25 protein-coding genes are annotated in these 22,018 nt (G+C 50.8%); 22 read left to right on the forward strand and 3 right to left on the reverse strand.

Annotated elements, in window-relative coordinates; translation table 11 throughout:
* Window positions 1–109 precede the first annotated feature (109 nt).
* Together HGBM_RS27475 and HGBM_RS31710 are read left to right on the forward strand one after the other, a co-directional pair.
* Complete coding sequence (locus tag HGBM_RS27475; protein WP_019121761.1) at window positions 110–1,057, forward strand: FAD-dependent monooxygenase; 948 nt, start codon at window positions 110–112, stop codon at window positions 1,055–1,057.
* Window positions 1,054–1,275 (forward strand): hypothetical protein, encoded by a 222-nt coding sequence (locus HGBM_RS31710; protein ID WP_019121762.1) that lies wholly within the window; start codon window positions 1,054–1,056, stop codon window positions 1,273–1,275. The genes HGBM_RS27475 and HGBM_RS31710 overlap by 4 nt, the downstream gene beginning before the upstream one ends.
* Here HGBM_RS31710 and HGBM_RS31715 read toward each other — a convergent pair.
* Window positions 1,265–1,447, reverse strand: a complete 183-nt coding sequence (locus HGBM_RS31715; RefSeq protein ID WP_019121763.1) for a hypothetical protein — start codon at window positions 1,445–1,447, stop codon at window positions 1,265–1,267. The genes HGBM_RS31710 and HGBM_RS31715 overlap by 11 nt on opposite strands.
* On the opposite strand from HGBM_RS31715, the gene HGBM_RS32515 reads away from it, so the two are divergent.
* From HGBM_RS32515 to HGBM_RS14285, 3 genes are all read left to right on the forward strand, one after another.
* Complete coding sequence (locus HGBM_RS32515) at window positions 1,364–1,633, forward strand: hypothetical protein (RefSeq protein ID WP_390620978.1); 270 nt, start codon at window positions 1,364–1,366, stop codon at window positions 1,631–1,633. The genes HGBM_RS31715 and HGBM_RS32515 overlap by 84 nt on opposite strands.
* 347 nt (window positions 1,634–1,980) lie before the next feature.
* Complete coding sequence (locus tag HGBM_RS27480; RefSeq protein ID WP_019121764.1) at window positions 1,981–2,694, forward strand: uracil-DNA glycosylase; 714 nt, start codon at window positions 1,981–1,983, stop codon at window positions 2,692–2,694.
* Window positions 2,691–4,019: a purine/pyrimidine permease gene (locus tag HGBM_RS14285; RefSeq protein WP_019121765.1), complete on the forward strand. Its 1,329-nt coding sequence runs from the start codon at window positions 2,691–2,693 to the stop codon at window positions 4,017–4,019. Before HGBM_RS27480 ends, HGBM_RS14285 begins: the two co-directional genes overlap by 4 nt.
* 24 nt (window positions 4,020–4,043) lie before the next feature.
* Here the strand turns inward: HGBM_RS14285 and HGBM_RS14290 are convergent, their stop codons facing one another.
* The gene (locus HGBM_RS14290; protein ID WP_019121766.1) at window positions 4,044–4,721 is read right to left on the reverse strand and encodes a B3/B4 domain-containing protein; all 678 of its coding nucleotides are present in this window, start codon (window positions 4,719–4,721) and stop codon (window positions 4,044–4,046) included.
* A gap of 136 nt (window positions 4,722–4,857) precedes the next feature.
* Between HGBM_RS14290 and rnhA the strand changes: the two genes are divergently transcribed.
* The 10 genes from rnhA to yhbH all read left to right on the forward strand — a co-directional run bounded on the left by rnhA (window position 4,858) and on the right by yhbH (window position 13,849).
* On the forward strand, window positions 4,858–5,292 hold the full coding sequence (gene rnhA / locus HGBM_RS14295; RefSeq protein WP_019121767.1) for a ribonuclease HI: 435 nt from the start codon (window positions 4,858–4,860) through the stop codon (window positions 5,290–5,292).
* A complete protein-coding gene (queG, locus tag HGBM_RS14300; protein ID WP_019121768.1) occupies window positions 5,289–6,461 on the forward strand; it encodes a tRNA epoxyqueuosine(34) reductase QueG in 1,173 nt (390 codons plus the stop codon). The genes rnhA and queG overlap by 4 nt, the downstream gene beginning before the upstream one ends.
* 132 nt (window positions 6,462–6,593) lie before the next feature.
* Window positions 6,594–6,755, forward strand: a complete 162-nt coding sequence (locus HGBM_RS32520) for an Ada metal-binding domain-containing protein (protein WP_390620979.1) — start codon at window positions 6,594–6,596, stop codon at window positions 6,753–6,755.
* A gap of 25 nt (window positions 6,756–6,780) precedes the next feature.
* Window positions 6,781–7,059 carry an amino acid permease gene (locus HGBM_RS28940; protein WP_019121770.1) on the forward strand — a complete coding sequence of 93 codons (279 nt, stop codon included), beginning with the start codon at window positions 6,781–6,783 and terminating at the stop codon, window positions 7,057–7,059.
* A gap of 258 nt (window positions 7,060–7,317) precedes the next feature.
* Window positions 7,318–7,854, forward strand: a complete 537-nt coding sequence (locus HGBM_RS14315) for a methylated-DNA--[protein]-cysteine S-methyltransferase (RefSeq protein WP_019121771.1) — start codon at window positions 7,318–7,320, stop codon at window positions 7,852–7,854.
* A gap of 74 nt (window positions 7,855–7,928) precedes the next feature.
* The gene (locus tag HGBM_RS14320) at window positions 7,929–8,966 is read left to right on the forward strand and encodes an amidase domain-containing protein (RefSeq protein WP_019121772.1); all 1,038 of its coding nucleotides are present in this window, start codon (window positions 7,929–7,931) and stop codon (window positions 8,964–8,966) included.
* A 160-nt stretch (window positions 8,967–9,126) separates the two neighbouring features.
* Window positions 9,127–9,597 carry a tRNA (uridine(34)/cytosine(34)/5-carboxymethylaminomethyluridine(34)-2'-O)-methyltransferase TrmL gene (gene trmL / locus HGBM_RS14325; protein ID WP_019121773.1) on the forward strand — a complete coding sequence of 157 codons (471 nt, stop codon included), beginning with the start codon at window positions 9,127–9,129 and terminating at the stop codon, window positions 9,595–9,597.
* Window positions 9,598–9,638: 41 nt separating this feature from the next.
* The gene (locus tag HGBM_RS14330) at window positions 9,639–10,364 is read left to right on the forward strand and encodes an HAD family hydrolase (protein WP_019121774.1); all 726 of its coding nucleotides are present in this window, start codon (window positions 9,639–9,641) and stop codon (window positions 10,362–10,364) included.
* A 412-nt stretch (window positions 10,365–10,776) separates the two neighbouring features.
* Window positions 10,777–12,675, forward strand: a complete 1,899-nt coding sequence (locus HGBM_RS14340) for a PrkA family serine protein kinase (RefSeq protein WP_019121776.1) — start codon at window positions 10,777–10,779, stop codon at window positions 12,673–12,675.
* A 19-nt stretch (window positions 12,676–12,694) separates the two neighbouring features.
* Window positions 12,695–13,849 carry a sporulation protein YhbH gene (gene yhbH, locus HGBM_RS14345; protein ID WP_019121777.1) on the forward strand — a complete coding sequence of 385 codons (1,155 nt, stop codon included), beginning with the start codon at window positions 12,695–12,697 and terminating at the stop codon, window positions 13,847–13,849.
* Here the strand turns inward: yhbH and HGBM_RS27495 are convergent.
* On the reverse strand, window positions 13,767–14,855 hold the full coding sequence (locus HGBM_RS27495; protein ID WP_019121778.1) for a LysR family transcriptional regulator: 1,089 nt from the start codon (window positions 14,853–14,855) through the stop codon (window positions 13,767–13,769). The genes yhbH and HGBM_RS27495 overlap by 83 nt on opposite strands.
* A gap of 146 nt (window positions 14,856–15,001) precedes the next feature.
* Here HGBM_RS27495 and HGBM_RS14355 point away from each other — a divergent pair, with 146 nt between their 5' ends.
* The 7 genes from HGBM_RS14355 to HGBM_RS27505 are packed head-to-tail and all read left to right on the forward strand — an operon-like array spanning window position 15,002 to window position 21,963.
* Window positions 15,002–15,562: an SDR family NAD(P)-dependent oxidoreductase gene (locus HGBM_RS14355; protein ID WP_026074422.1), complete on the forward strand. Its 561-nt coding sequence runs from the start codon at window positions 15,002–15,004 to the stop codon at window positions 15,560–15,562.
* The gene (locus HGBM_RS32525; protein WP_019121779.1) at window positions 15,552–15,692 is read left to right on the forward strand and encodes a hypothetical protein; all 141 of its coding nucleotides are present in this window, start codon (window positions 15,552–15,554) and stop codon (window positions 15,690–15,692) included. Before HGBM_RS14355 ends, HGBM_RS32525 begins: the two co-directional genes overlap by 11 nt.
* Before the next feature lie 53 nt (window positions 15,693–15,745).
* Entirely contained in the window at window positions 15,746–17,065 is a 1,320-nt protein-coding gene (locus HGBM_RS14365) for an MFS transporter (protein WP_019121780.1), read from the forward strand.
* A 46-nt stretch (window positions 17,066–17,111) separates the two neighbouring features.
* The gene (locus HGBM_RS14370) at window positions 17,112–18,149 is read left to right on the forward strand and encodes a ketopantoate reductase family protein (protein ID WP_019121781.1); all 1,038 of its coding nucleotides are present in this window, start codon (window positions 17,112–17,114) and stop codon (window positions 18,147–18,149) included.
* Window positions 18,150–18,187: 38 nt separating this feature from the next.
* On the forward strand, window positions 18,188–19,417 hold the full coding sequence (locus HGBM_RS27500; RefSeq protein WP_019121782.1) for a M20 family metallopeptidase: 1,230 nt from the start codon (window positions 18,188–18,190) through the stop codon (window positions 19,415–19,417).
* A complete protein-coding gene (locus tag HGBM_RS14380) occupies window positions 19,389–21,140 on the forward strand; it encodes a M28 family peptidase (RefSeq protein ID WP_019121783.1) in 1,752 nt (583 codons plus the stop codon). Before HGBM_RS27500 ends, HGBM_RS14380 begins: the two co-directional genes overlap by 29 nt.
* A gap of 40 nt (window positions 21,141–21,180) precedes the next feature.
* Window positions 21,181–21,963: a polysaccharide deacetylase family protein gene (locus HGBM_RS27505; RefSeq protein ID WP_019121784.1), complete on the forward strand. Its 783-nt coding sequence runs from the start codon at window positions 21,181–21,183 to the stop codon at window positions 21,961–21,963.
* Window positions 21,964–22,018 lie beyond the last annotated feature (55 nt).

The following is a 22,018-nucleotide window of genomic DNA, read 5'->3' on the forward strand; positions in this document are numbered from 1 at the left end:
ACTTAATAAATGAGGGATGCAAAATGAATGCTGCTGAGTTGAATTCTTCTGTACAACAGAAAAAATTCGATGTGGATGTTGTGGTGGTCGGAGCTGGACCGGGGGGTGCATGCTTAGTTATTTACTTGCCAGAAGCGGGGTCGGAATCGCACTACTGGAACGGCATCAGGATTTGGATCGCGAGTTTCGCGGGTATTTTTTTCAACCTTTGGTGTTGAAGTTGTTTGACCAAATCGGACTCCTGGATAAGATTTTACAAATTCCTCATCAACATGTCGATGTGTTCAAATTTGTGGACCATGGGAAGATGTTGTTCGAAGTCAGGTTTGACGAACTTGATCCTCCCTACAATTACGGGTTGAACATGCCGCAACCGCCGCTGCTTGAGTTTTTCATCCGGGAAGCTTCGCAGTTCCCGAACTTTACTTATTTCGGCGGAACAACAGCCAAAGAACTGATGAAGCAAGACAATTCCGTTATCGGGCTTAAGGCAAGAAGCGCAGAGGGAGAAATTGAGTTGCGAAGCCGGCTGGTCGTCGGCGCCGATGGCCGCTACTCTACCATTCGGAAGCTGGCAGACATGAGCCAGACGATGGACAAATTTGAATTTGATTTTGTCTGGTTTGACATGCCTAAAAGATTGGAAAAAGATTATCCGCTGCAAATCAAGATAGAGGATCGAGGCATGCTGATCTATATTCCGAAAGGGGAGGATCTTGTACAGGTCGGTTGGGTAATACGAAAAAAAACCTATCCCGAGTTAGTGAAAAAAGGAATCGACGATTTCATTCGCACTCTAATAGCCGTCGAGCCGGATTTGCAGGATGCACTGCCCCAATATCTTACAAGTTTCAAACAATGTTCCGTTCTGGACATCCAGGTTGGAATGACGGATGAATGGGTGAAGGATGGCCTGCTCCTCATTGGTGACGCAGCTCATATCGCCTCGCCTTTTTCCGGACAAGGCAACAGTTTGGCGATTCAGGATGCGGTCGTCGCTCACGATGCGATCATGAAAGCGATCGCCTCTCTGGCTCGCTGCAAGAGTCGGCGTTGAAAAGCTATGAATCGTACCGTAAACCGGCGGTGGGTGAAATTCAAAAAATCCAGGCGATGCAAGCTCGACTGATCGCCATGAAAAATCCGCTGCTGCTCGGATTGCGCCGCACGATCGCTCCGGTCGTCCGACAGACGCCACTGATCGGGATGATGCGGGATAAAATAGCGATGGGCGTTCAAGAGGTGGAAGTGAATACTTCGTACTTTAAGTTGTAATAGTTTGGTGATAGCTCAATGTACTCCCTAGGAGGTATTTCTTTTTCTGTATATATTCTTCATCGGCGTTGGCGTCATGGGCAAGAGCATGGCTGGCCATATCCTCCGGGCGGGCTATCCGCAACAGTTCATCAATACTGGAGAGCTTGGGCGCAGGGCGTTTGCTTGCCATTTTGTATCAACCCCTTTGCCAAGCTTTGGTAAGCCAAGGCTACCTTGGATTTTGGATGAAACTCGATATGCTTTGACTGTAAAAGTTGGCTTCCCCGGCTTTAACGGAAAGCGGGATTTGCACATCGAAGATACGGAAGGTTTCCCGGTAGTAAACTCTTGCAAGTCGAAAGGCTTCCTTATATAAGTTCGTTCGGGCCTTCGATACCAATCCTTGGATGAATGCGTTTTTTTACTTTGACGATGATTTTGAGCAATTGAGTCAACGTCAAATTTCCCTGCGGGACAAGGCTTTTCAGGGGTTCTAAATTCTTTTTCCTTGACTTCATTTCCGCATGTGTTATAATAACACTCGCGACTCAAAATCGTGAGGGAAACCGTGGGGGTTCAAGTCCCTCTGCCGGCATCATTTTTATGTACTTTTCTGTAAATGCGAGTTATTCATAATCGAGTGATAGAACAGTCGTGCGCTTTTTCGCTTATGCAGCGGGAGGGCGCATTATTTTTTGGGCAGAAATGGCGGGGTGAGAGCGAATGCGCAGGCCGGAAGATGCGTTTCCAGACTTGTACCGGCGTCTGACGTCGGATGGTTACCGCAGTGAGGATGTAGCGAAGGCTGTAGAGACGACCAACCGGATCGTCATGCTGGAAAGACTTCGTCGATATGTATTGCAATGCACCGACTGCCGTTTTCACCAAACTTGTCATTATCGCGTCCCGGGAGTAGGAAACAGCAGTAGCCGCTTTATGATTGTCGGCGAGGGACCGGGCGAGGACGAAGATGCTTGGGGGCAGCCGCTGGTGGGGATTAGCGGTACTTTGCTTTCGCTTATTCTGGAAAAGTTGGGGGTAGCCCGTGAACAGCTCTACATCACGAATGTCATGAAATGCCGCGTAGTGGATGATGCGGGCCGGAACAAGACACCTACCAGCGAAGAAACCCAGCCTTGCCGAAAGTTTTTGCACAGGGAATTCGCGTACATCCAGCCCTATGTCGTCCTCGCACTGGGGAAGGTAGCCATGCAGCACTTTTTTCCGGAGCAGCGATCCATTTCAGCCGTTCGGGGCAAGGCGCTGGCTTACGAAGGGGCATTTGTCATTCCTACCTGGCATCCCTCGTATATTTTAAGGCAGACAGGCGAAGAGCTGCAGCGGGCAAAGCGTGAAGCATGGAATGACTTTCAACAGGCGTTCCGGCTATATCGCCAGCTGCGCCAGAAAGATGAGAACAGGGGGGAAACAAGATGAGGTATTCGCTGTATGACCGGCCCCCGATGGGGGTCACGTTTTTATCCTCACTGCAGTGGCTGATCGTGACCTTGTCGACGACGGTTGCGATTCCGATCGTCGTCGGCAACGTCTTTGGATTACATCCGGAAGAAATCGGACGCTTTATGCAGCAGACGATTTTTTTTGTGGGATTGGCGTCGCTCCTGCAAGCTGTCATCGGGCATGGCTATCCGATGATCGAAGGGCCGGCCGGCATGTGGTGGAGCATATTTCTCATATTGGCGCAAATCGGCACGGGAATGGGGTTATCACCGGGCCATATTGGGCAGTCTATCGAACTGGGGCTGATGGTTGCCGGCGTACTGTTTATCATTTTGGGGGCGCTGCGGTGGATCGGAAAGATTCAGCAGTGGTTTACGCCAACCATCACCGGGACGTACATGATCTTGCTTGCTGTTTCGCTTTGCACCACTTTTGTGAAAGGCATGCTGGGCATCGACTTTCAGCAGTCCCAGGTTGTTCAGCCTAAAATCGCGGTTGCATCGATCGTGATCATGGCGCTTGTGGTCTTATTCATGCGAATTCCCAAAGTAACCAGTTACGCCGTACTGCTTGGCATGGTGATGGGTTGGATTGGATATGCGCTGCTGGGTTGGGCAGAACCCGTGAGGCCGACGAGCGAACTGGTCGTCTGGCCCAAATTGTTTTTTTGGGGACCGCCGCAGTGGGATGCAGGCATCCTGCTGACAAGCGTGTTGACCGGTTTTGTCCTGTTGACAAACCTGATTACCAGCGTAGTGGTGTTGGGACGGGTTACAGGCAAGGAAGCGGGATCAAAAGAGTTTAATCGAGGCGGTGTATTTACGGGTGTTTCCCATTTATTGTCAGGCTTGTCCGGGGTAGTCGGGATGATACCGCTCTCTTTGTCTGCGGCAGTGATTGAAACCACGAAAATGGCTTCGCGCCTGCCGTTTATCGCGGCCATGATCGCCATGATGGCAATCGGTATTCTTCCCGGCGTATCACATTTCTTGGCGTCAATTCCGACGCCTGTTGCATACGCTGCGATGTTTGTCACGTATACGCAATTGCTCGGTTTTGGGTTAAAAGACTTTACTCGCGTGCAGATGAATGAGCGATCCATCATCGTCATCGGAAGCTCGCTGTTGATCGGGATTGGCGTCATGTTTGTACCGACGGAGGCTTGGAAGACGATCCACCCGCTGCTGAGCTTTTTGCTTGGGAACGGGCTGCTGCTTGGGGTGTTGATCGCCCTGCTGCTCGAACATGTCGTATTCCGCGAACCGAAAGCAAAGGAAAAAAACGGCCCTGCTTCCAATTAGCAGCGCCTTTTTTCTTGTTTGTCGCTATGAAATGGCTCTGACTGCATCAGCGAAGACAACCTCGCCGCCGTTTATCTCCGTTAACATGCGAGCCGTCGAACCGATGATTTCATCCTGCTGCTTGACTGACAGCATCGGATGAAAGAAGATGACCTGCAATAGCTGGCTCGCCCCGTCCTTGACGGAAGTACGGACAGAATCGACGATGGGACTGCCGAATGCGCCCTCTTCGTCTGCCAGCAGCAGTTTTCCTTTCATCTGTACCTCGCGGCCGTTTAAGGCTTCATAGGCGTCAGTCTCCGTACCCAGGCGGCACACGACTTGCCCCGATAATTTGCTCAGGTCGTAAATGCCGTAGGGAAGGGCGTAATGTATCGACAGGAAGTTGTTTACATCTACGGCAGAGTTCACCAAATGAAAGGGATTCCCTTGGATCAGCCGGCGCAGCAGCGCTTCCGAAGAGGGGCGGTAGCGGGAGGGATCGATGCCGAGCCGTTTAAACGCTGCCCGCCACTCGCGGATCCCTTCTATTTCCGTCAGCTTGGCCGGTTCGTGTTCGATCCGAAGTGACTCGACGAATAGGTTGATGCGTCCCCGCAGCATTTTGGGAGATTCGCTGAGAGCGATATCAGAGTAGTGGATGACGCCAAGCGAAAAGTCCGGCAATTTGTCAAAAACATCAGGGGAGATCGTGACCTTCAAAAGTGTCGCTCCTTTCCTAAAAAATCCATTTGAAGGTTAGTATAGCACAGTCGTCCCACGCCCGCGAAAATCATTTTGTGAAAGCCTTTATGGTTCAGTACAATAAAGATAAGCATAGCCAGGGAGGAGTATATGAATGAAAGAAGTGACAATCTATACGGATGGCGCTTGTTCCGGAAATCCCGGCCCTGGCGGTTGGGGAGCGGTGCTGTTCTACGGACAGCATAAAAAAGAGATGTCGGGTTCGGCGGAGAACACGACCAATAACCGGATGGAGCTGCAGGCAGCGATCGAGGCGTTGTCTGTTTTAAAGGAGCCATGCAAGGTGACACTGTACAGCGACAGTGCTTATCTGGTGAACTGTTTTGCCCAGGGCTGGTATAAGGGCTGGGTGAAAAACGGCTGGAAGAACAGCAAAAACCAGCCTGTCGAAAATCAGGACCTGTGGAAGGAACTGCTGCGTCTGACGGAGGTTCACCAGGTGAGCTTTGTAAAAGTAAAAGGCCACGCCGATAACGAATGGAACAACCGCTGCGACGAGCTGGCCACGGGGGCGATCCGACAGACGTGACCACATCAGCGTATTGGGAGCAAACCAAACAAGCGATTATTGCCTACGCCAAAGAAATCGGGATCGACAAAATCGGCTTTGCCAGTGCTGACCCGTTCGTTGAATTGAAGGAGCGGCTGGTGGCCCACCGGGAAAAAGGCTACGAATCCGGTTTTGAGGAGCCTGACCTGGAGAAGCGGACGGTGCCGGAGAGAAGCCTTTCCGGGGCAAAGTCGCTCATCTCGATTGCGCTCGCCTACCCGTCCAAGATGGAGAACCCGCCAAAATCCGAGCCAGGCGCTTATCGCGGCATGCTCAGCCGTTCGGCATGGGGGACGGACTACCATCATGTGCTGAGAAGCAAGCTGCAGCAGCTCACGGCGTACATCAAGCAGCTCGAGCCGGCCGCTAGGGTGGAGTCGATGGTGGATACGGGTGCCCTGTCCGATCGGGCCGTGGCAGAGCGGGCCGGGATGGGCTGGGTCGGGAAAAATTGTGCGCTGATAACGCCGGAGTACGGCTCCTGGGTCTACCTCGGGGAACTGCTGACCAATTTGCCGCTGCCGCCGGACACTCCCGTAGAGGAAGGGTGCGGCGATTGCAACATCTGTGTGGAGGCTTGTCCGACGGGGGCGCTGGTACAGGGCGGACAGCTTGATGCCCAGAAGTGTGTTTCCTATCTCACCCAGGTAAAGGACTTTATACCCGAGCAGTACCGCGCAAAGATCGGCAATCGTCTGTACGGCTGCGATACTTGTCAAATGGTCTGTCCGAAGAACCGGGGCAAACACTTCAGCCATCATCCCGAATTCTCCCCGGAACCCGAAGTGGCAAAGCCGCTGCTGCTGCCGCTGCTGACGATGGGAAACAAGGAATTTAAAGAGAAATTTGGCGCTTCTTCTGCATCGTGGCGGGGAAAGAAGCCCATTCAGCGAAACGCGATTCTCGCGCTGGCTCACTTCAAGGACCGCAGTGCAGTGCCGGAGTTGATCCGCCTGATGGAAAACGATCCGCGCCCCGTCATTCGCGGGACTGCGGCCTGGGCATTGGGGAAAATTGGAGGAGAAGAAGCGAAAGCAGCACTGATCAAAGCAGAGGGGCAGGAGCACTCGGCAGAAGTTCTGGAAGAAATCCACAAGGGATTGGCTTTTTTTGAAGAAACGTCTCTTCCCCGTTATCCGTCCAAGTAATAGTGGACTTGCAAAAATTAGTCCGCAAGAACAAGGACGAACGTAAGCGCACAGGCATGATATAACTAGGGTAAAAATCGGAAGGGAACGAGCAAAGTGGAGGACCTTTCAGAAGAAGTCGTGTGGAGTGCGGTGATAAATTGCGATTCGCGGTACGACAGCCTGTTTTTCTATGCTGTTCGGACGACAAAAATATGCTGCCGGCCGTCCTGTGAATCGAAAACGCCCAGCCGCAGAAATGTCTGCTTTTTTCACAGCCTGGAAGCGGCGTATCACAAGGGATTTCGGGCCTGAAAAAGGTGCAGGCAAACGAGACGTGATGCGCAGTACGTGGACAAGTGTCTTCCTCATCGGGATCGTCTATACGCTGCTCTCCATCGTTACCGTTGGGACGCATACCTACGGGGAGATGGGGACAATCGCGCCGTTGGCGGCTCTGATGAGCAAAACACTGGGATTTAGCGCCGGGCTGGCAACAGCGGCGATAGCCTGCATCGTCTGCCTGGGAACACTCAACGTGTTCCTTGCCAGCTCCTCGCGCCTCGGCTACGCGCTTGCCAGAGAAGGAAAATGTTCCCGGTTGATCAACTCATCCTAGTGCCTACTACGCTCGGGATCCTGGTCTATATCATCGCTTCTGCAGCATGTGTAAAGCTTCTTTGGAACGATGCTTTCGGGAGGATATCTTCGCTGCTGGCAGTTCTTTGTTGTCTTGCGGTTGCACCTTTTGCCGCTGGTTATCTGTTTGTCCCTGTGGTTGTGTCTATTGGCTGTTTGGCATATGTAAGGCAGCGAAATAGAACCAAAGCTGCAAAAAGCGAATAGTATTCATTCATTTTTCAGGAGGTCGGGACGCATGAGCACAGTAACCTATACCACGATGGATTCGCCAATTGGTACCCTGTTGCTGGCGTCAACGGAACAGGGGTTGTGTTTTGTCGAGTTTGCGGGCGGGGATACAGCGTTTATCGCCCTGCAAAGATGGTGCAGAAGGTGGCATCTTGCAGGCGATCCTGTTCGGGACGAAGCCGGCAGCCTCGCTGCGCAGACCCAGTTGGATGAGTACTTTGCCGGGAAGCGACGTTCATTTGACCTGCCCCTGGACTTGTACGGCACACCGTTTCAAAAGGCTGTCTGGCAGGAGTTGACGCGGATACCATACGGCCAGACGCGTTCTTACAAGGAGATTGCCATGGCGCTGGGCGCCGTCAAGGCTGTCAGGGCCATTGGCGGGGCCAATAACCGCAACCCGATTCCGATCGTGGTTCCTTGCCATCGGGTGATCGGCTCTAATGGAGCGCTGGTCGGATACGGCGGCGGTCTATCCATCAAGCAACACCTGCTGACACTGGAAGGCTGGCTGAAACCTGAACAGATCGTTTCTACACGGTAAAATCGCAGCATACACTTGCAAAGAAGGAAGTGTACGGTTCTGCCTTCAGAGTAATGCGAGTGGTGGTGTTGAGCGTGGATACATCGTGGAAGGAACAGATCAAAGAGTATCTGGCGGCGGTCAATCAGGCATATGTTAACGGGAAGGATGAGTTGGCGGCTCCCTTTTTTTCAGCAGGAGCAGCGTCTCAAAACGAGCGGGAACGGCTGCAGCGGGCAAAGGAACAAAATCAGGCCCGCGGGGTTCACCTACTTGCGGCCAAAATGCATGCTGTGCCGCTACAAATCGTACAAATTGGCGGAAATCGGGTAGAGGCACTGATCAGGGTTCACCACCAGCTTCACTACATGCAGCAAGACAGGGCCTTTTTACAGGAGTTGTCGCATGTTCAGCTTGTAAAGCTGATGCGGGACGGGGAACATTGGTCTTTTCTCGATACATGGGGCGAGTTTTTTCCTGCAGAACAAGCAGAAGGGCAAGACCATCACCAAGAGGATGAACCGGACGGCGGTCGGGAAGACATGGAAGCGGGAGCGCATGCAGAGGAAGCAGAGGGTGAAGAACCAGACGGCGACGCCACCTCCGGACCGGTTGAAGTGGCTTATGCGGCAGGGGGATACGATCGACAGCAGGCGGTCGCTTATGCCGAGACCTACTGGAATTCGCCTAATCCGGCATTCAAGGTGTTTGTCGATGACGATTGCACCAACTTTATTTCGCAATGCTTGTATGCGGGCGGGATTCCGATGGTGTATACCGGCAGCCGCAGCCAGGGCTGGTGGTATCGCGGCGGATCCAATCCGGACTGGAGCTACAGTTGGACGGTAGCCCACAGCCTCTACTGGCTGTTGAAGTCCGGCAAGGCTCCCTTTTACGCCACGGTATTGTCCGACCCTGCGGAGCTGGAACCTGGAGACGTGATCAGCTACGACTTTGAAGGGGATGGGCGCTGGGATCACAGCGCAATCGTTACGGCAAAAGACAGTTTGGGGCAGCCGCTGGTCAATGCCCATACCAACAGCAGCCGCCAGCGGTACTGGGAATACCGTGATTCTCCGGACTACACCAGCAATATTCGCTACAGCTTTTTTCACATTTACGGGCAGGCTTGAGCAGTCTGGCCGTCTGAACACAGATTCCTGTCAAAAAGCCTCCGTTCAGCGGTTAACGGAAGCTTTTTTTTTGGAGGCAGGTCGGCAGGCAGGAAGGTTCGCAATCCCGCTTGACAGTTTGTATAATAGATGGTGAGTATGGACGAGGTGAAGAACGAATATGGCTTTGCATATTGTACTGCACGAACCGTTAATTCCTGCGAATACGGGCAATATTGCCCGGACCTGTGCTGCCACCGGCACTCATCTGCATCTGATCCACCCGCTCGGTTTTTCCACCGATGATCGATATCTGAAACGGGCCGGTCTCGACTATTGGCATGCGGTTTCGATTCATTATCACGATAGTTTTGCCCATTTTGAACAAGAGCACGGCGGGCATGCCGACAGATTCTTTTTCGTCGAAACCTCCGGCGACAAGCATTATACCGATATCTCTTTTCGCGACGGCGACTACATCATCCTGGGGAAGGAGACGGCCGGGCTGCCGGAAGAGATCATTCAGCGGTACCCGGGCCAAACCGTCCGGATTCCCATGGGAGGAGCGACCCGCTCGATCAATTTGTCCAACTGTGCCGCCATTGTCGTTTACGAGGCGCTCAGGCAAATCGGGTTTCCCGGCCTTGACTAATCTCAGGGGAGCATACCACAACAAAAGGAGCAATCTGCGCGATGAAAAAAGCGACGACGATCTTGTTTGATCTGGACGGCACTCTGCTGGAGATGTGGACGGAGCCGTTTGTCAAAGGCTATCTGAAGGAACTGGGCGCATATGTGGGGGACCGCTTTGACACCGAGACATTGCTGCGGCTGATCTGGGATGCGACTCATGCCGTGATCGCCAACAAGGATCCTGATGTGACCAATGAAGAGGTTTTCATTGAACGTTTCGTCAGCAAAAGCGGAGTGGAAAAAGAGGAAATTTGGCCTGTGTTTGAAGCGTTCTATCGCGAGGTGTTTCCTGCTCTTTCCCATTTGGCCTTCCCATCGCCCCTGGCTAAAAAAATCGTTGCGGCCGCCAAGGAACAAGGCTTTTGCGTCGTTGTAGCCACCAATCCTATCTTTCCACGCGATGCGATTCACAGCCGATTGGCCTGGATCGACTTGTCGCCCGGCGATTTTGAGCTGGTAACGGTGTATGAAGAATCCCACTTTACCAAGCCGCACCTTGACTATTACCGGGAAATTTGTCAAAAACTGAATGTGTCGCCGGACGAATGCGTCATGGTCGGCAATCACATGCAGGAGGATATGGTTGCGGGCCAACTGGGCATGAAGACGTTTCTCGTCAACAATTACCAGGAAGACCGCGGGGAGCCTGTGTACCCTGTGGATCAGCGCGGCTCGCTGGAAGAGCTGTATCAGGCGATATCCCGGCGGACGGGTGTATTTGCGTAAAAAAGCTTCCTCTAAAGAGATGCGGTCTCTCTAGAGGAAGCTTTTTTGGTTTGGACGGTTCTACAGATTGAATGTCTTGTCCTCGTTGTAACCAGCCGTAAGAATGGCGGTGAGGAACAGAGCGAACACAACGGCAACGATAAAGGTACCCATACCGATACTCCTTTCAATCCCTTCTTCCCTCACATTATACCGTAGCTTTTCCCGATTGCAAACCGCCTACTCGCGGGGACTATGGCAGTTTTGTTGCCAGTGCTCTTTTTACGCTGATGAGTTACATCTTCTGTGGAATTGCATAAATATAGGGAAAGGCTCACTCATCCAGTTTTAAGAATGCAGGGTTCAGGCGGGACATATACATGAAGTACATCGAAGGAAGAGAGATGGGCGGATCTAGGGAGGAGTGAATAACATGGATATCTTGAGACGCATCGCCGAACACCGGGCCCGTGAAGAAAGGTTGACGTGGAGAGGGACGTTCGCCGAATACCTAGAATTGGTTCGCAAAAATCCGTTGATTGCACAAACAGCTCATTCCCGTGTTTATAATATGATAAAAAGTGCTGGCGTAGAAGAAAATGAAGATGGAACGCGTTCTTACAAGTTTTTTGGCCGGGAAATCTTCGGCTTGGACCGTGCCATCGAACGGTTGGTTGAGGAGTATTTTCATTCTGCTGCCAGGAGGCTGGACGTTCGCAAGCGGATCTTGCTCTTAATGGGACCGGTCAGCGGCGGGAAGTCGACGATTGTGACGATGCTGAAACGAGGCTTGGAGGATTTTAGCCGTACCGATGAAGGAGCAGTCTACGCACTGGACGGATGTCCGATGCAAGAGGAACCGCTCCACCTCATTCCCCGCGAATTGCGCCCTGAGATCGAGGCTGAACTGGGAGTCAAAATTGAAGGTGAGCTGACCCCGTACAACCGCATGAGACTGGAGACAGAATTTAACGGACGGATTGAAGATTTTCCGGTGCGCCGCGTCCTGTTTTCGGAGGCCGAACGCGTCGGAATTGGCACATTTAGTCCGTCAGATCCGAAATCGCAAGACATTGCCGACCTGACAGGAAGCATTGATTTTTCGACGATTACGAAGTACGGTTCTGAATCTGACCCGCGGGCCTATCGTTTTGATGGCGAGTTAAACAAGGCAAACCGTGGGTTAATGGAATTTCAAGAGATGTTAAAATGCGACGAGAAGTTCTTGTGGCATCTGTTGTCGCTTACGCAGGAAGGGAATTTTAAAGCGGGGCGTTTCGCGCTTATCTCGGCGGATGAACTTATTATTGCTCATACGAACGAAGCGGAGTATAAGTCATTTATTGCCAACAAGAAAAATGAGGCACTTCAGTCGCGGATTATCGTCATGTCAGTGCCGTACAATCTGCGGGTCTCCGATGAGGAGAAAATTTATCACAAGCTGATTAAACAGTCAGACTTGAGCCATGTGCATATCGCTCCCCACGCGCTTCGGGCAGCCGCTATCTTCTCCATCCTGACGCGATTGAAGGAGACGAAGAAACAAGGGGTCGATCTGCTGAAAAAGATGCGCCTGTACGACGGGGAGACGCTGGAAGGATTTAAGGGCTCCGACCTGGAAGAGCTGCGCAACGAACACGTCGACGAGGGCATGTCGGGAATCGACCCGCGTTACGTCATCAACCGGATTTCCAGCGCTTTGATTCGGCGGGATACCGAGTGCATCAATGCGCTTGACATTCTTCGGGCATTGAAGGAAGGGCTTGACCAGCATCCGTCCATCACGAAAGAACAGCGGGAGCGGTATCTCAACTTTATCTCGGCAGCCCGCAAAGAGTTCGACGAGCTGGCGAAGAAAGAAGTGCAAAAAGCGTTTGTCTACAGCTATGAAGAATCGGCCAAGACGATGATGGACAATTACCTGGATAACGTCGAGGCGTTTTGCAACATGAACAAAATGCGCGACCCGGTAACCGGGGAGGAAATGGATCCCGATGAGCGTCTGATGCGTTCCATCGAGGAGCAAATCGGCATTTCCGAAAACGCCAAGCGGGCGTTTCGCGAGGAAATTCTCATCCGCATATCCGCTTATGCCCGGAAAGGCAAACGCTTTGACTACAGTACGCACGATCGCTTGCGCGAGGCGATTGAGAAAAAATTGTTTGCCGATCTGAAGGACGTCGTGAAAATTACTACCTCAACAAAGACACCTGACGAAAACCAGTTAAAGAAAATCAACGAAGTAACCAAGCGGTTAATCGAGGAACACAGCTACTGCCCCACCTGTGCAAATGAGCTTCTCCGCTACGTAGGAAGTTTGTTAAACAGATAAAGGAGGGGGCTTGAGACGCATGAACGATGGCACATTCATCGTTTCAAAAGAAGATTGGTCGCTTCACCGCAAAGGACATCAAGACCAAACCCGTCACCAGGAAAAAGTAAAAGAAGCCATCAAGAAAAATTTGCCGGACCTCGTCAGCGAGGAGAGCATTATCATGTCAAATGGGCGGGACGTGGTGAAGATCCCGATTCGCTCATTGGATGAATACCGATTCCGCTATAATTTTCAAAAAGGGCAGCATGGCGGTCAGGGCAAAGGCAACACGAAGGTAGGGGACGTCATCGCGAAGGATGGCGACCCCGCCCAGGCCCCCGGCAAAGGCTCCGGGGCCGGAGATCAGCCGGGCGCTGATTACTATGAGGCGGAAATTACCGTCGAAGAGCTGGAAGAGATCCTCTTCGCCGAACTGGAGCTGCCCAATCTGCAGCAAAAGGACAACGACCAAATCATCGTAGAGGAAACGCGGTTTAACGATGTGCGAAAAAAAGGCCTGATGAGCAATATAGACAAAAAGCGGACATTGATTGCCGCGATCCGGCGCAACGGTTTGGCTGGCTATGACGACCTGCGGCTTGGCATCTCCGATGAAGACCTGCGGTTTAAAACCTGGGAAGAAATCGTCAAACCGCACTCCAATGCGGTGATTATCGCCATGATGGATACCTCGGGTTCGATGGGAATTTTTGAGAAGTACATCGCCCGCAGCTTCTTCTTCTGGATGCTCCGCTTTTTGCGGACAAAGTACGAAAAGGTAGAAATAGTCTTTATCGCTCACCACACCGAAGCCAAGGAAGTAACGGAGGATGCCTTTTTCTCCAAAGGGGAGAGCGGAGGGACGATCTGTTCTTCCGCTTACCGGAAGGCGCTGGAGATTATCGATGCGCGTTACCCCACCTCGCAGTACAACATCTACCCGTTCCACTTCTCCGACGGCGATAACCTCACCTCTGACAATGAGCGCTGCGTCAAGCTGGTCAAGGAACTGATGGATCGCTGCAATCTGTTCGGATACGGCGAAGTCAATCAGTACAATCGCCACAGCACGCTGATGTCGGCTTACCGCCACATCAAAGAGCCGAAGTTCATGCATTGTGTGATTCGCGAGAAGGGCGAGGTGTACAAGGCGCTGCGGACGTTTTTCGGGAAGAGGGAAGAAGCGGTGTAGGGTGTGTGAAATCGCGAAGCCCAGTCCTATAAAGAGGATTGGGCTTTTTTTGGGCAAATTGGCGTTTCGTTTTGGACAGTGTCTCTTGGCGATCAGAGTCATGAATCGCAACAATCTCTCGAATAACATCTAAAAATCTTTGGGTAACGGCAGTCGTGTAACGATTTTTTACCGTTATCAAGCTGGATCGGGTGAGCAGGGTTTGCGAAGAAATTGGGATCAACGGAGGAAGCCCGGGAAGATGCAGTTCTTGAAAACACTGTGGGACAAACGTAATCCCGATGCCGTTTTTAACCATCAGCAGCATTGGTAAAATTTCGGTTCCCCAATAGATAATGTCTGGATAAAAACCCGACGTCTGACAGGACTCAATCACTTGATCCGAGATGCCATGACCAAATGTTGTCGTGAGCAGTAAGAATTTTTCATCCTTCAAATCGTGCATGTGAATCGAGGGTTGTGTTAAAAGGCGATGATCAGGCGGTAAAGCGAGCAGCAGCGGTTCCAATTGAAGCGGTGAAATATCCAAATCGTCAGCGCGAAAAACGCCCCTGATAATTCCGACATCGAGGGTGTGGTTTCTCAGTTCTCGAACAATGAAGGCAGAGTTGCCCACTCTAACCCGAATTTGTATATTTGGCGCTATTTTTCGCAGCCGTTCAACTACTTTCGGGATAATGAAGAGATTGGCGGAGCCTGTACAGCCAATATGAACAACACCGCGCATCCCCTCGTGTTGTTCAACCAATTCCTGGACGATGTTTTCCGATGATTTTACCAACTCTTTGGCGCGATTATAAAGCAAACGTCCGGTATCTGTTAAGATCAGGCGCTTCCCGTGTCGAACGAACAAGGTAACATTCAGGGAATCTTCCAGTTTTCGTATCAGAGTACTCAAAGGGGGCTGTGTCATATTTAACAAGACGGCCGCTTTTGAAATACTTCCTTCTTCGACGACTGTAATAAAGCAGCGCAACTTGTGAAACTCCAGACTCATGTTCTCCATGTTTTGCCCCTCCCTTATTTCGCTGCATCTTGACCATCAGAAAAGTCTATATACATCAAATGTATATAAGATAGATTTATTATATATTTGAAATTTCAAAAGTGTCAAATTATAATGACCTTAAACTATTGTAGGGAGGTTAAAAGTTGATCGCTAAATCTTTGCAGGATCAGGTTGCTGTTGTAACCGGTGGCAGCTCCGGCATTGGGCATGCGATTGTCAAGGAATTATGCAAAGCCGGCATGAAAGTGGCAATCGTGGATATCGACAAGAAAAAGGCGGAAGACTCGATCAAGGAAACGCAATGGAGGGAACGGGCAGCCGTAATGGAAACAGATTTATTCCATACCTCTTCCCTGAGCCAGGTCGTTGAGTTTGCCGATGAGAAGTTTGGAAGAATTGATTTACTGGTAAATTGTGCCGGGATTTATCCGTCAAACCCTGTCTTGCAAGTGAATGAGGAGGCCACAGCAGCTGTTATGCCGCGGCCAGGCATTTCACATTACGCCGCCTCCAAGGCCGGTTTGGTGATGTTAACCAGGGTTTTCGCATTGGAATGGGCGGAATTTGGCATTCGCGTATTGCGATTTGTCCCGCGTAGTAGAGACAGATACCTTGCTCTCCTCTTTAACAACCGAGAGATCACGACAGGAGCACCGCGAAAAAATATCCAAGGTCCCCCTATTGAGGGCGGCATTGCCGGATGAGATAGCGAAGAGCGTCCTTTTCTTGGCGGACAACACGTATTCCGGCTTTATCACAGGACAAGCATTCAATATTGACGGAGGATATACTGCCGGACAGGTATATACAACCTTTGACGGCCAGAAACAATAATTGATCCTCTGTCCAATCCAAAGAGAATTTTTGAAAAAGAGGAGGACAAAATTGTGAACCTGGATAAACATCATGTTGTCTCCACAGAACCTACCGTAACTGCGACAAATGGGAGCAAGACGAGAAAAGCTGTTTTTGCCGCGGCGATTGGAAATACTCTGGAATGGTATGATATGGCGGTTTATGCCTATTTTGCCCCGATCATCTCCAAGCTGTTCTTTCCCAGTTCCAGCGCAATAGCCTCATTGCTCCTCACTTTTGCTGTGTTTGCCGTCGGGTTTATTATTCGTCCTTTGGGAGCAATCATTTTTGGGCCTTACGGAGATCGGGTAGGCAGGAAGAAGGCACTTTCCTTAGCCATTATCCTTATGGGCGTTTCCACTTTTGTCATTGGGATTTTGCCAACCTATGACCAGATCGGATTACTGGCGCCAATTCTTTTGGTAGCGGCCAGATTGGCACAGGGATTATCCGCCGGCGGTGAATGGGGAAGCAATACCTCCTTTATCGTGGAATACGCAAAACCTGGAAAGAGAGGATTTTACGGAAGCTGGAATCAGGTGAGTACGGCTGGCGGTTCATTGCTTGGCTCTATTGTGGCAGCAATCCTGACGAATGTCGTTACCCCTGAAACTCTCAGCGCATGGGCCTGGCGGATTCCGTTTATTATCGGGATTGTGATCTGCGTATTTGGATACTACTTGCGGGCAAAATTGGATGAAACACCCGAGTTCGAGTCGGCTAGCAAAAAAGAACAAGTGTCTAAAACACCTCTGCTTGACCTGATAAAAAAACATCCCAAAGACTTGTTTGTAACTTTTGGTTTTACGGTTCACTGGACTGCTTCGTTTTACTTGTTGTTGACATATATGCCCTCGTACATCTCCAACGTCATGAAACTGCCTTATAATCTCGCCCTGCTTTCGAATGTCATCGTGCTCTTTTTCTTCATCACAATCGTTCCGTTCGTAGGAGCCTTGTCGGACAAAATCGGACGAAAACCATTGCTTATCACATCAACGCTGGGTTTTATCTTATTGTCCTACCCTCTCTTTTCGCTGATGTCCCATTCGGGTTTTGTCATGATTGTTTTATGTCAAATGGTCCTGGCTGTTTTTTTATCAGCATTTTCCGGACCGGGACCGGCTGCAATTGCTGAGTTGACATCGACCAGGATTCGATCAAGTGCCCTTTCCATTGGATATAACACGGCAGTAGCGGCGTTTGGAGGGACAGCCCCGTTTATTGCTACTTATCTCGTCTCGGTTACAGATAACAAGCTTTCACCGACGTTTTATGTAATTGGCTGTGCATTGATCACGTTTTTGGTATTGATCCGACTGAAAGAAACGTTTAAAGAACCGTTGAAGTAAGGGAATCACATGCATTTCACGGTGTAGAGACAGGAGGGAAAGACTTGTGAAGATTACGGTAGTTGGAGCGGGGGGCATAGGCGGAGTCATCGGCGGTTATCTGGCGAGGAACGGCGAAGATATAACACTTGTCGATGTAAGTGAGGAACATGTCGGCAAAATGCGGCTGGCCGGACTGAAGATTCAGGGGAATGTTGAATCATTTACCGTCCCTGTTTCTGCCATGACGATGAAAGAACTGCTCGAATCACGAACCACGCTGGAGCTTGTTTTTCTCTGCGTCAAGGCGCAGCACACCAGGCAGGCTGTGAATATGTTCAAGCATTTGCTGACACCCGACTCGGCCGTTGTGTCGTTCCAAAATGGATTGTGTGAACAAGAAATTGCTGCCCTGATTGGCGAAGAGCGTACCATTGGCTGCTTCGTAAATCTGTTCTCCGATTATTTGGAGCCTGGAGTAGTGCAATATGGCGGCGTAGGCAGCTTGTCTATCGGAGAATTAGGGGGTGTCGTAACGCCCCGGGTTGAAGAGATCGTTCAAAGATTGGCAGCTTGGGGCGAGGCAAAATCGACAGATAACATATGGGGCTACCTGTGGGGGAAGTTAGGGTATGCGGCTGTTTTAAGTGCAACCGCCCTTACCAATGAGACGATTGCCGATCTTCTTGAGTCTGAACGGGACCGCAGAATGCTTCTAGACCTGGCGTCTGAAGTGCTTGCCGTTGCCCACGTCAAAAAAATCAAGCCAGCCGGGTTTGATGACTGGGAGCCCTCGCTTTATTATCCTGTTGAGACGCGCAACTGGCAGGCCATTCATCGGCAAATGGATCAGCTGATCAGACGGCTGCGCTCCTATACAAAAACCCGATCCGGAATTTGGCGTGATCTGGCAGTACGAAAAAGGAAAACAGAAGTGCCGTACCAGTTTTCACCTGTCATACAAGAAGGCGAAGCCCTTGGCATCGATATGACATTAACGAAATCGCTTGTTCGGATGATTTCCGAGGTGGAAGATGGAAAACGGGAGCAGTCCCTTTCCAATCTGGAAGAACTTCACCTGATCCATCAAAAGAAACACGGATAAAAATTCGCACTTCATCTTTGTTCAACGGGAGATAACTTATGCAGAGAGAAATCGTTGGTAACATGATCAGTCATATTGAAAGCTACAAAGGGGAAATTTTCGACTTACTAAAAAAAATAGTAAATACAAACAGTTACTCCTACAATAAAGAAGGAGTGGACCGGGTTGGGAAGATTTTGAGCGAGTATCTGGAGCAATTTGAAATTCCCTACGTGATTCGCGAGCAAGCCACTTTCGGCAACCATATCTCGGCTGTCATCAAGGGCTCGAAACCGGGGAAAATATTATTATTGGGTCATATGGATACTCCTCACACCCCTGACAGCACAAAAGATTGGCGCTATTGCGAAGATGGTGTGAAAGCCTACGGGCCTGGGGTTTCCGATATGAAGTCGGGTTTGGTAGGCATGATTTTCGCTGCAGCCGCCTTAAAACAGGCAAAGATCGATCTGTGTGATATCGAAATGTTGTTTACACCGGACGAGGAAATCGGTTCACCCCTGTCCAGAACCATCATAGAAGAGTCGGCAAACGACGCACTGGCTGTCTTTAATCTGGAGTCGGCAAGGCCGGATGGATCTGTTGTCACTTCCAGAAAAGGGTCGACACATCTCCATTTTCACATTGAAGGCAGGGCTGCTCACTCAGGAGTGGCTATTGAGGATGGAATCAGCGCCATCGAAGAGTTGGCATACAAGATCCTTGAGCTTAAGAAACTGACAGACATCGAGCGGGGGATAACCGTTAATGTGGGGACGGTGGAAGGCGGCGTGAACACGAATGTGGTGGCACCGCATGCAGCGGGGACGATTCACATCGGTTTTCGGACAGTGCAGGACTATCAGGAAGTCATGGAGAAGGTTCGACGCATTTTTCAGACGAGTTTTGTGCCTGGAACCAGGAGCACGGTACGTGGAGGGAAAGGCTTCTTGCCGATGGAAAGGCACAGCGGCGTCTTAAAACTGTTTGAGATTGTAACAGAATCAGCTTCCCTGCTGAATATGCGGATAACGGAAAAGGATACGGGCGGGGCAGCCGACGCTGGTTTCCCCGCCTCGATGGGAATCCCCACCATATGCGGAATGGGACCGGTTGGAGGCGGATGGCACAGTCCAGGCGAGTACATGGTCATGGATACGTTTATTCCTCGCATTCAACTGTTGGCTCTGAGCGTGGCACTGGCTTCGAATCGTCTTTCATGTCTGCAAGGCAACCCGCGGATTAAGGAGGAATCGGCAAATGGGAAACAGGAATGTGAATCTGATTGAAGCTTCTGTCATCGAGGAAGTAAACAAGGAAAACCTGATGGAATTTACCAGGGAAATATCCAAAGAAGTGCGCCTGTCCGGGTCTGCAGAGGAACGGAGAGCCTTCGAGTACGTACAGCAGAAAATCGAGAGTTTTGGTATCCCCGCCCGTATCATATGGAGCGATCAGTACATCAGCTTGCCTGTACATGCCAGCCTCACGGTTGGGGGGACAAGTCTGAACTGCATCACGCATTCGATGGCTGTTTCGACGGGGGAACAGGGTGTAGAAGGAGAACTTGTCTACGTCGGAACGGCTGATCCGAAGAACTTTAAGAAATGTGATTTGACCGGAAAGATTGCGGTGATCCAAAATCTTGCCGTACCCGGAGCAGTGAAAGCCGCCCAAGAGGCAGGAGCGAAGGGAATTGTCTTTATCCATGCAACATATACACATGAAATGATCGTCTCCCCTGTATGGGGAAGCCCGACGCCGGAAACGGTCGGACAGCTGCCGCAAATCCCGGTGGTATCTGTCAATTACGAGGACGGCGAGTGGATCAAATCTGCGATACAGAAATCGCCTGTTTCCGCCTGGATGAAAACCAAAGTGGATACGGGGTGGCGTCCGATCCCCACCCTGATTGCGGAAATCAAAGGGTCGATTGAACCGGATAAATTTGTGTTATTCAGCGGTCATATTGATTCCTGGCATTACGGTGCGATGGACAATGGATCGGCCAACGCCACCATGATCGAGACAGCACGTATCCTCTCAAAACACAAGGACCGTCTTCGCCGCACATTGCGTTTGGCTTTTTGGTCCGGACATTCGCACGGTCGATATGCAGGCTCAGCCTGGTATTGTGACACGAACTGGGAAGATTTGCGGGAGAACTGCGTGCTTCACATCAATATCGATTCAGTCGGCGCCAAGGGGGCAACTGTTTTAAGTGAAGCAAACAGCATGGCGGAAACGAGAGAGCTGGGGGCAGCAGCAATTGAGCGGATGACCGGCAACACGTTTACCGGTTCACGCTTTGGCCGAGCAGGTGATCAGTCATTCTGGGGTACCGGAACACCTTCTTTGTTTATGGGGCTGTCTGAACAAGAAGCGTCGACAGATCCCGCCTCTCAAGCGTTTGCCCAACTGTTCGGCAACGGGAAAGCAGGAGGATTTGGCTGGTGGTGGCACACGACGGAGGATACGATTGATAAAATCGATCCGAATTTTCTGGAACGGGATTGCAAGATATACGTTAACACGGTGTTCCAAGCTTGTTCACAACCGATCATTCCGATCAATCAGCTGGCCGCCATCGATGAAGTAACAGGGTATCTCCTTGATTACAGGGAGAAAAGCGGAAACCATCTTGACTTCTCTGCATCTCTCGATCGAATCGGTCGGGTAAAAAAATTGACGTCAGAACTGTATGAACGGATACAGAATGAACAGCTTTCCGAAAAGCAGATTTCCATTGTCAATCAAGGCTTGATGGAATTATCTCATGTTCTTGTACCTCTCAACTACGTAAGCGGGGATATCTATGAGCATGATCCTGCGTTGAAACAGGCTCCTATACCGGCTTTGGCGAATAGCGAACGTTTAGCGGCGGTTGAGGTTGGAAGTGACGAGTTTTATCAGTTAAAAACATTGTATACCCGCAGATTAAATCGGGTGAATCATTTGCTTTTACAAGCTGTACGGACGATGGAAGCGACGCTGCACAAGCTGTCGAACTAGCATCGGCCGCCGTGAACAATGAGGGAGGAGGGAAGCAAACGTGAATGCGAAGAGATACGTAGTACTATCGTTTGATGTCGACGGGGAGACCTTGTGGACGGCGAGGGACGCTGCGAATTGGAACCGTCCCGTTACCTTGTCACAAGGCATCTATGGCCCTGAAGTCGGCCTGCCAAGGATATTGAAATTGCTGCAAAAGTATTCCATTCCTGCAACCTTTTTTGTACCGGGATACGTGATCGAAAAACATCGAGCTGCTATTGAGGAGATTGTGCAGGGAGGACACGAGATCGGTCATCACGGATATCTTCATGAATGGCCTGATACCCTGACCTCCGAGCAGGAGCGAGAGGTCTTTGAGCTGGGAATCGACCGAATCCGCAGCATCACGGGAAAAGCGCCGGCAGGCTACCGTTCTCCTGCATGGGAATTCAGTTCAAAAACGATGGACTATTTACAGGAATTCGGATTTCTTTATTCCTCAAACATGATGGATAACGACGAACCCTATGTTCACGACAACGGTATCGTCGAGCTGCCCGTTCAGTGGTACCTGGATGACGCTCCCTTTTTCTTGTACAGCGTGCGGTTGCCCGGTCGTACCATACACCCCCCGTCGGCGGTATTAGAGACGTGGCAGGAAGAATTTTCCGCTTTATATGAAGAAGGCAAGTCGATGGTTTTAACCCTGCATCCGCAAATCATCGGACGGGCATATCGCGTTAAAATGCTGGAGAGTTTCATCCAATTCGTGATGAGGCATGCTGATGCGCAGTTCATTACCGGGGAGAAATTAGCCTGCCTGACGTTGAAAGCAACATAGCAACAAAAGGATAGCGAAGGCCCGAATCTATCAAGAGGTTCGGGCTTCTTTTTTT

Source organism: Brevibacillus massiliensis (assembly GCF_000311785.1).
GTDB lineage: Bacteria > Bacillota > Bacilli > Brevibacillales > Brevibacillaceae > Brevibacillus_C > Brevibacillus_C massiliensis.